The organism is uncultured Sphingomonas sp. (assembly GCF_964244235.1).
In the GTDB taxonomy this organism is placed as follows: domain Bacteria; phylum Pseudomonadota; class Alphaproteobacteria; order Sphingomonadales; family Sphingomonadaceae; genus Sphingomonas.
The window spans coordinates 1-3282 of sequence record NZ_CAXTII010000138.1; the positions used below are offsets into that span (position 1 = coordinate 1).

The 3282-nt window shown below is 67.1% G+C and carries 4 protein-coding genes; 2 read left to right on the top strand and 2 right to left on the bottom strand.

The genetic code is table 11. The features are described 5' to 3' along the window. On the top strand, positions 1-638 hold a 638-nt coding region (locus ACFE7D_RS14210), incomplete at its 5' end, for a zinc-binding dehydrogenase (protein ID WP_375396063.1). Here ACFE7D_RS14210 and ACFE7D_RS14215 read toward each other — a convergent pair. After that, on the bottom strand, positions 622-927 hold the full coding sequence (locus tag ACFE7D_RS14215; protein ID WP_375396064.1) for a superinfection immunity protein: 306 nt from the start codon (positions 925-927) through the stop codon (positions 622-624). The two genes, ACFE7D_RS14210 and ACFE7D_RS14215, sit on opposite strands and share 17 nt — an antisense overlap. A gap of 254 nt (positions 928-1181) precedes the next feature. Between ACFE7D_RS14215 and ACFE7D_RS14220 the strand changes: the two genes are divergently transcribed. Continuing rightward, positions 1182-2105, top strand: a complete 924-nt coding sequence (locus ACFE7D_RS14220; protein WP_375396065.1) for a diguanylate cyclase domain-containing protein — start codon at positions 1182-1184, stop codon at positions 2103-2105. A 37-nt stretch (positions 2106-2142) separates the two neighbouring features. Here ACFE7D_RS14220 and kynU read toward each other — a convergent pair. Next, on the bottom strand, positions 2143-3282 hold a 1140-nt coding region (kynU, locus tag ACFE7D_RS14225), incomplete at its 5' end, for a kynureninase (RefSeq protein ID WP_375396066.1).

Here is a 3282-nt window from a genome sequence, read left to right on the forward strand (position 1 = left end):
CCGGACTGCCCGCACCGTATTCCACCGTCTGGTCGAACCTGTTCGAGCGCGGTCCCGCCGTCGCGAGCGAGACCGTCCTGATCCACGGCGGCACCGGCGGCATCGGCACGACCGCAATCCTCCTGGCGAAGGCGCGCGGCCTGAAGGTCATCGTCACCGCCGGGTCGCCCGACAAGTGCGCCGCCACGCGCGGCCTCGGTGCCGACCATGCGATCGACTACAAGGCGGGCGACTTCGTCGACAAGGTCGCCGGGATCACCGGCGGCAAGGGGGTCGACGTCGTCCTCGACATGGTCGGCGGCGACTATATTCCGCGCAACCTGATGTGCCTCGGCGACGACGGCCGCCACGTCTCGATCGCGCTCCAGCGCGGGGCGACGGCGGAGGTCAATTTCGGCCTCGTCATGCGCCGCCGCCTGACGCTGAGCGGCTCGATGCTCCGGCCGCGTCCGGTCGCATTCAAGACCGCGATTGCCGAGGCGCTGGAGCGCGAGGTCTGGCCGCTGTTCGCGAGCGGCAAACTCCGCGCGGTCAGCGACCGGACCTTCGCGCTCGCCGACGCGGCGGACGCGCATCGCCGGATGGAGGCGGGGGACCATGTTGGCAAGATCGTGCTGGCAATCAGCGAAGCAGGGTAACCGCGCTGCCGACCGCGCCGACGACGACCAGTCCGCCGACGATGAGCGGCAGCAGCTTCGTCTGCCGCAGCCGGGCGACATAGCGCGCGATCACCCCGTCGTCGCGCTTGTCCGACACCGCCCAGGTCAGCAGGGCCGCCCATAGGACAAACGAGAACAGCGCGAACACCGACAGGCGGAGGATGGTCCGACGCTCGGGATGCCGCCGCGCGAACGCGATCAGCGCCGGCGTGGCAAAGAAACCGAGCGCCGCCACGACGGCGACCGCAACGAGCGTCGGATTGTGCATGCTGGCCCCCGCCGGTTGAGGTTATGAGATTGGGCGGTCGGGGCGCGGCCGCAAGATCGTTCGGCGATTTTTGCAAAACCGATCGCCGCGCGAAGCTTACCTGCCATCAAGGCGCATCGATTTTGACCGTTACGTGTTAAGCTTAGCCGTCAGCTCCATCAAATATTTGCATCAAGAACAGTGCTAAAACGTACCTTCAAATTGTCATTTGGCGTTCGAACGAGTGAAAGACGAGCATGATGCTGTCGGGCGAAATGACCGATCTGCAGGCCTTCATCGAGCTCATGCCGAGCCCGGTGATCGTCAAGAACGACGATCACCGCATCGTCCTGGTCAACGACCACGCCTGTGAACTTTTCCAGCAGTCGCGTGAATTGTTGACTGTCGAGCATGCGGAAAATCTGTTCGCGCCGGCCGAGACTCGGGTTTTTCACGATGCCGACGACCGGGTTTTCGCGAGCGGGGCCATCGACGAACGCGAAGAACGCCTGACCGATGCCCGCGGATCGGTGCGCTATCTGATCACGCGCAAACAGCGGATAACCATCGGCGGGGTCGCGCATCTCATTGCGGTGATGACCGACGTCACCGCCTACCGCGAGGCCGAAGCGCGCAGCCGACACCTGGCGCTCCACGACGCGCTCACCGGCCTGCCGAACCGCATCTTGTTCTGGGAGCGGATCGAACGAGCGGTATCAAGAAATCCAGGCAAAAACGCGCTGTTATTCATCGATCTGGATAATTTCAAAGCAGTGAACGACAATTACGGGCATGCGACCGGCGACGCTCTTATTCGCGGTTTTGTCGATCGGTTGTCGTACATCACGCGATCAAGCGACACTGTCGCCCGAATCGGCGGTGACGAATTCGCCATCCTGCTGACTGAATTGTCCGACAATTCGGTCGTCGGGGCGGTCTGTGCCCGGATCATCGAGGAGGCCGCGCAGCTATCGATGCCCTTGGGTAACGATGTCCGGATCGGTGCCTCGATCGGTGTCGTGCTGCCCGGCTGCGGGCTCGCCGACCAGGCCGAGATGCTGCGCCGAGCAGATGTGGCGCTTTATCAGGCGAAGCGTGACGGCCGCGGCTGTTGGCGGGCCTACATGGAAGAATTCGATGCGGCGATGCACGATCGCCGCGCGAAACATGCGGGTCATTTGGACACCGCCGTTTTCTAAGTTCGGCCGGCCTCGGACATCGTCCTTGACGCCGACCCTACGTCACCGCCCGCCGCACCGCGAACCGTTCCTCGCGCCACTCCCCGCTCGCCAGGACCCGCGTCAGATATTCGACCGCGTCCCAGACGTCGGCAAAGCGGACGTACAGCGCGGGCAGGCCGAGGCGGAGGACGTCGGGCGGGCGGAAGTCGCCGATGACGCCGCGGGCGATCAGCGCCTGGCAGATCGCGTAGGCGTCGGGGTGGCGCAGGCTGACATGCGCCCCGCGCCGCTCGCGCGGGGAGGCGATGCCGATGTCGGGGCAGCGCTGTTCGACGAGGTCGATCAGCAGGTCACCGAGCGCGCGCGACTTCGCCGCCGCCGCCGCCATGTCGACCCCATCGAAGGTCGCGACGCCGGCGCCAAATGCGGCCATGCCGAGCATGCCGGGGGTACCCGACAGCATTTGCCCGATGCCGGGGTCGGGGCGATAGTCGCCTTCGAAGGCGAACGGCGCGGCGTGGCCGAACCAGCCGGTCAGCGGCTGGCGCAAGCCGGCGTGGTGGCGGCGCGCGACATGGACGAATGCCGGCGCGCCCGGGCCGCCGTTGAGGAATTTGTAGCCGCAGCCAACCGCCATATCGGCGTTCGCGCCGTCGAGATCGACGACGATCGCCCCGGTGCTGTGGCTGAGATCCCAGCACGCGAGCGCGCCGGCCGCGTGCGCCGCCGCGGTCAGCGCGGCCATGTCGTGCACCGCGCCGCTGCGGTAATGCGTCTGCGTCAGGAGGAGCAGCGCGACCGTCTCGTCGAGCGCGGCGGCGATCGCGTCGGGCGCCACGACGCGCAGCTCGACCCCGGTCAGCGCGGCGAGCCCCTGAAGGACATAGACGTCGGTCGGGAAGTTGCCCGCCTCGGTGACGATCACGCGCCGTCCGGGGCGCAGCGCAAGCGCCGCGGCGGCGAGCTTGAAGACGTTGACCGACACGGTGTCGGTGACGATCACCTCGTCCGCCGCTGCGCCGACCAGCCGTGCGATCTTCGCGCCGATCCTGGCGGGCGCGTCGATCCAGCCAGCGTCATTCCAGCTGCGGATCAGCCCCTCGCCCCATTCGCGGGTGACGGTGTCGGCGACCCGCGCGGCCGTTCGGCGGGGCAGGGCGCCCAGGGAAGTGCCGCCGAGGTAGATCACGCCGTC

Bases quoted from the DNA above. Each gene is read 5' to 3' on its own strand.
- ACFE7D_RS14215 (WP_375396064.1), bottom strand. From the start codon at position 927: ATGCACAATCCGACGCTCGTTGCGGTCGCCGTCGTGGCGGCGCTCGGT.
- ACFE7D_RS14220 (WP_375396065.1), top strand. From the start codon at position 1,182: ATGACCGATCTGCAGGCCTTCATCGAGCTCATGCCGAGCCCGGTGATC.